Source organism: uncultured Faecalibacterium sp., assembly GCF_900066275.1.
In the GTDB taxonomy this organism is placed as follows: domain Bacteria; phylum Bacillota; class Clostridia; order Oscillospirales; family Ruminococcaceae; genus Faecalibacterium; species Faecalibacterium taiwanense.
On sequence record NZ_FMFG01000032.1, the window covers coordinates 16,042 to 21,065 of the forward strand.

At 59.2% G+C, this 5,024-nt stretch carries 7 protein-coding genes; 4 read left to right on the forward strand and 3 right to left on the reverse strand.

Translation table 11 applies throughout. The annotated features are described in order from the left end of the window. Nucleotides 1-1,047 (forward strand): stage IV sporulation protein A (locus tag QZL71_RS10120; RefSeq protein WP_294648631.1); only part of this gene is annotated, 1,047 nt, incomplete at its 5' end. Between the two features lie 2 nt (nt 1,048-1,049). Here QZL71_RS10120 and QZL71_RS10125 read toward each other — a convergent pair. The 3 genes from QZL71_RS10125 to QZL71_RS10135 form a co-directional block, all read right to left on the reverse strand. Next, nucleotides 1,050-1,223 (reverse strand): hypothetical protein, encoded by a 174-nt coding sequence (locus QZL71_RS10125; protein ID WP_294648632.1) that lies wholly within the window; start codon nt 1,221-1,223, stop codon nt 1,050-1,052. A gap of 303 nt (nt 1,224-1,526) precedes the next feature. Then, nucleotides 1,527-2,090: a DUF4364 family protein gene (locus QZL71_RS10130; protein WP_243089049.1), complete on the reverse strand. Its 564-nt coding sequence runs from the start codon at nt 2,088-2,090 to the stop codon at nt 1,527-1,529. Between the two features lie 38 nt (nt 2,091-2,128). Next, on the reverse strand, nt 2,129-3,064 hold the full coding sequence (locus QZL71_RS10135; RefSeq protein ID WP_294648633.1) for a S1 RNA-binding domain-containing protein: 936 nt from the start codon (nt 3,062-3,064) through the stop codon (nt 2,129-2,131). 205 nt (nt 3,065-3,269) lie between these two features. On the opposite strand from QZL71_RS10135, the gene QZL71_RS10140 reads away from it, so the two are divergent. The 3 genes from QZL71_RS10140 to QZL71_RS10150 all read left to right on the forward strand — a co-directional run. Next, complete coding sequence (locus QZL71_RS10140; protein WP_005941184.1) at nt 3,270-3,458, forward strand: DUF951 domain-containing protein; 189 nt, start codon at nt 3,270-3,272, stop codon at nt 3,456-3,458. 94 nt (nt 3,459-3,552) lie between these two features. Further along, a complete protein-coding gene (prfA, locus tag QZL71_RS10145) occupies nt 3,553-4,644 on the forward strand; it encodes a peptide chain release factor 1 (RefSeq protein WP_097774901.1) in 1,092 nt (363 codons plus the stop codon). Between the two features lie 92 nt (nt 4,645-4,736). Further along, a partial coding sequence (locus QZL71_RS10150; protein WP_294648641.1) for an L-threonylcarbamoyladenylate synthase occupies nt 4,737-5,024 on the forward strand: 288 nt, incomplete at its 3' end.

A 5,024-nucleotide genomic window follows, 5' to 3' on the forward strand; every position in this document is an offset into this window, starting at 1 on the left:
ACCATCGGCATCGTGGTCACCACCGACGGCTCTGTGAGCGACATCCCGCGGGAGGGCTATGCCAGAACCGAGAAGCGCATCGTGGAAGAACTGGATGCGCTGGGCAAGCCCTACATCATCCTGCTCAACAGCACCCACCCGGATGCGCCGGAGACGAAGCAGCTGGCCGAGGGCATGGCCCGGGACTACGACCACACCGTGCTGCCGGTGAGCTGCGTGGATCTGGACGCGGAGGCACTGGGCAGCATTCTGCGGCAGGTGCTGTACGAGTTCCCGGTGCAGGAGCTGGATTTTGCCCTGCCGCGCTGGGTCACGATGCTGGAAAACGGCCACTGGCTGCAAACGCAGGTGTACGATGCGGCCATGCAGCTGGCGGCAAAGGTCTCCCGCATGAAGGATGTGCCCTCCGGAACAGACGCACCTGCGCTGGAATGTGACGCAGTGCAGCGCTCGGCCATCAGCGGCATCGACCTTGCAAACGGCAGTGTGCGCATCACGGTGGAGCTGAAGCCGGAAATTTTCTATCAGGTGCTGAGCGAGCAGACCGGCCTTGCCATTGGCGACGAAGCGGGCCTGATGCCCTGCATCATGGAGCTGGCAAAGGCCAAACGGGAGTACGAGAAGGTACGCAGTGCCCTTGAGCAGGTGGAAGCCACCGGCTATGGCATCGTGATGCCCACGGTCAGCGAGCTGAAACTGGAACAGCCCCAGATCGTGCGGCAGGGCACGAACTACGGCGTGCGGCTGGAAGCCTGCGCGCCCTCCATCCAGATGATGAAGGCCACCATCCACACCGAGATCAGCCCCATCGTGGGCACCGAAAAGCAGAGCGAGGACCTTGCCCGCAGCCTGCTGGCCGGCTTTGAGGACGACCCGGAAAAGCTGTGGGAATCCAACATCTTTGGCAAGAGCCTGCACGAGCTGGTGAACGAAGGGCTGCAGAACAAGCTGCTGCACATGCCGCAGGAGGCCCGCACCCGCCTGCAGGAAACGCTGGAACGGGTCATCAATGAGGGCTGCACCGGGCTGATCTGCATTCTGATCTGATTTTATATTTTGAATGGCCTCAGTTTCACTCTGGCCATCTTCAGAGGAAAAATATTTTTATAGGGTTCTGGAAAAATCTGCGGATTTTTCCAGAACCCTTTTTCACGGAATGGGGTCGTGGAGGAAAGCTGCTTTTCCCATCTGACTCGTTCCGTCAAACTTTTCGGTTTTGCCAAAGGCTCCCTCTCCGAGGGAGCTGGCACCGAAGGTGACGGAAGGAGTTGGGAGAGATTTCGTTTATAGTCTGGGTACTTCTCGTGAAAAAAGCGGTTTGGAGGTGTCCGCAGACACTTCCAAACCGCAAATAAAATCATGAAATCTCCGCTGAAAATATTCGGGTTGCGGCACCCTGCATCTGCTTCGTGCCTTGGAGCGACACTCGCATCTTGCAGGCCGCGGCCCCAACAGCTCCTCCCTGTTTCGGCCACTGGCCGCGGTCGTCGCCGTTGCAAAGCGTGCGCGGCGGCCATTCCAAATCGTTACTTTTCTTCTTCGGTCAGCTTATTGATGAGCATCTGGTAGATCTCGTTGCCCTTGAGGATGAACTGCTTTTTTACCAGCTCGGCGGTCAGCCGGTCCGGTGTGCCGAGATCCAGACAGAACAGCTCACTGTCCAGCCCTTTCACCGTGCAGCGGATGGTGCAGTGGCCGTCCTCTTTTTCGGTAATGCTGGCACTGTACTTGGCTTCCTTGCGGGCCCATGTCTGGCAGCGCAGCACAGCGGCCACAGCGCGCTCCCGCACACTGCGGGGCAGGTCGTAGGCAAGCTCCTGCGCCACTTTGCGGCCCTTCTCGGTGATGGTGTAGCTGCCCTTTGTCAGGGTGACGAGCTGCTGCCTGGTGATGTCGTCCAGACACGAGCCGATCTCGAAATAGTTCACCAGCGCTTCTTCCATCAGGGCGTTTTCGATCTCCTGCCGGGTAATGGGTCCGGCATTTTTGACCAGATAGCACAGCAGCAGCCGGATCTCGGTGCTGCTGGTCAACCCGCCGGGACGTACACCGGCAGTAAAAGCATCATTGGCGGCCATCGTTCCATACATCCCCCTTGCATTCCTTTTCTTTTATAGTATAAAGGCTTTCACGCCGGATTGCAAGCCGCAGCGGCAAAATCTGTCTCAATGCGCTTGGGGCTTTCCGGCGTGGAGTACACCCAGTGGTCCAGATGGCCCTCGGTGATGAAATACTTCAGCTCGAACCGATGGCGCTGGCTCAGGGCGTGGTTCACGATCACCAGCTTGATCTTCATTTTTTCCGGCAGGATGTTCTTGATGTAGACGCTCACCGCCTGCCCGGGCACAAGGTCGGTGCAGCTCTCGGCAAGGCCCGCGAGGTTGGGCGCGATCTCGATAAAGGTGCCGTATTCCTCCACACTGCGCACGATGCCCACCACGGTCTCACCCACGGTGAACCCGGCCGCATTTTCCTCCCATGTGCCCAGCAGTTCCCGGATGGTCAGCACAAAGCGGCCCTGTACATCCCGGTTCTTGACGGCGCACAAGATCTGCTGGCCCACGCTCACCCGGTCGGCGGGGGAGGAGATGCGGCTCACCGACATGCAGTCGATGGGCAGCAGGGCACTGATGCCGCAGCCCACATCACAGAACGCGCCAAACGGCTCGATATGGGTCACGGTGCAGGGCAGGATATCGCCGGGCTGCAGGGTGTCCAGATAGTCGGCCTTGCACATCTGCTGCGCCAGCGCGCGGGAGAGCCGGTAGAAGGGCTGACCGTTCTCGTCGGTGTCCAGCGCCTCGATCACAAAGCAGGTGGGACGGCCCACCCTCGTCAGCACCGCAATGTCCCGCACGGTGCCGTTTGCGGCACCATCGGCGCACTGGGCAAAGGGCATCACGGCTCTCACCCCGCCGATCTCGAACCGCAGCTGGCGCTGGGTATCAAAGGCCAGAGCAGTGGCCTGCAGGATCTCGCGGTTTGCCATGGCGGCGCGCAGTTCAGTGGGGGACAGGCGCGCAGCAGAACGGTAGTTGCCTTCGGTACGGTAAGCTTGCATCATCTTTCATTCCTCTTTCTCTGCTTTTTAGGCCGTGCTTGGAACGGCAGCGGCCTTTCTGTTAAAACTTATGCATCCGCATGGGCGGATATTTGCATTTTGTGCGGCTTTGCATTATACTATATCTGTGTGCGCAGCAAACCGGCACGCCGGGCTTTGCGCACACACCGCCTGCTGTTTTGGGCAGGCAGAAGGGAGAAGCAGAGCTATGGACATTGCTGTAGGCGATACCATCCTCACCCGCAAAAAGCACCCCTGCGGAGCGTCCAGCTTCGAGGTACTGCGCGTCGGCATGGATTTTAAGATCCGGTGTACCGGCTGTGGGCGCGAGGTGATGCTGCCGCGTGCTAAAATTGAAAAGAACATCAAAAAGGTGGTAAAACCCGGGCAGGCCTAGCGCCCGGCGCAGCACGCATCCGGGGCGGAAAGGCCCCGGAGCCGTTCGGCTGCACGAACATGAATCTGAGTTTGTAAGGAGAACTGCCGGAATTATGCCGAACATGTTTACCCAGATGGATGCTGTCTGCCACCGCTTTGAAGAGCTTTCCATCCGCCTGAACCAGCCGGATACCGCCGCAGACCCTGCGCTTTTCCGCAGGCTGATGCGGGAGTACCACGATGCAGAACCTGTGGTGCAGGCCTACCGCGCGTGGCAGACCGCACAGGATCATCTGGCACAGGCCAAAGCTCTGCTGGAAGAACCGGGCGCACTTGACCCGGACTTCAAGCAGATGATACAGCAGGAAATCAGCGAAAAAAGTCAAGATGTGGAAAAGCTGGAAAATAATCTCAAAATTTTGCTGCTGCCCAAGGACGTGAACGATGGCAAAAATGTCATTGTGGAGATCCGCGGCGGCGCAGGAGGGGAGGAAGCTGCCCTGTTTGCCCACAGCCTGCTGCGCATGTACACCATGTATGTGCAAAGCAGGGGCTGGCAGCTGGAAATGCTCAACCTCAACGAGACGGAGCTTGGCGGCGTGAAGGAAGCCATCTTTTCGGTGGACGGTGCCGGGGCCTACAACCGCCTCAAGTACGAGAGCGGTGTGCACCGTGTGCAGCGTGTGCCGGAGACCGAGACGCAGGGCCGCATCCACACCTCCACGGCCACGGTAGCTGTGATGCCGCAGGCCGAAGAGGTGGACTTTGCGCTGGACATGAAGGACCTGCGCATCGACACCTTCCGCTCCTCCGGCGCGGGCGGTCAGCACATCAACAAAACCTCCAGCGCCATCCGTGTGACACATCTCCCCACCGGCATGGTGGTAGAATGCCAGAACGAGCGCAGCCAGTTCCAGAACAAGGACAAGGCGCTGGAGATCCTGCGCAGCCGCCTGCTGGCCCAGAAGCAGAAACAGCAGCAGGATGCCATCAACGCCAGCCGTCAGGGGCAGGTGGGCACCGGCGACCGCAGCGAAAAGATCCGCACCTACAACTTCCCGCAGGACCGCTGCACCGACCACCGCATCGGCCTGACCGTGCACAATCTTTCCAAGATCATGGACGGCAATCTGGACGAGCTGATCGACGCACTGGCCACCCGCGAACAGGCCGAAAAGCTGCAAAAGCTCAACGAGCAGGGCTGAAATGTGGCTTTGAAAATAAAACGATATCCTGTCGATAAATGCTGAAAAGCATAAATACTTTACAGATAGAAAGAACGATGATCCGTATGGAAATGAAAACTAAAATTTTGCCCGCATCGGACGAAAAGAGCATTGAAAAAGCCGCTGCCCTGCTGCAGAACGGTGAGCTGGTGGCCCTGCCCACCGAGACGGTTTACGGCATTGCTGCCGATGCCCGCAACGGCGAGGCTGTGAAGAAGATCTTTGTGGCCAAGGGCCGCCCGCAGGACAATCCCCTGATCGTCCACGTCACCGGACCGGAAATGCTGCCCGGCCTTGTCAGCGAGGTGCCGGAGCGCGCCCAGCTGCTGATGGCTGCGTTCTGCCCCGGCCCGCTCACC

Coding starts and splice junctions, on each gene's coding strand:
- QZL71_RS10130 (WP_243089049.1), bottom strand. CDS start 2,090: ATGTATGGAACGATGGCCGCCAATGATGCTTTTACTGCCGGTGTACGT.
- QZL71_RS10135 (WP_294648633.1), bottom strand. CDS start 3,064: ATGATGCAAGCTTACCGTACCGAAGGCAACTACCGTTCTGCTGCGCGC.
- QZL71_RS10140 (WP_005941184.1), top strand. CDS start 3,270: ATGGACATTGCTGTAGGCGATACCATCCTCACCCGCAAAAAGCACCCC.
- prfA (WP_097774901.1), top strand. CDS start 3,553: ATGCCGAACATGTTTACCCAGATGGATGCTGTCTGCCACCGCTTTGAA.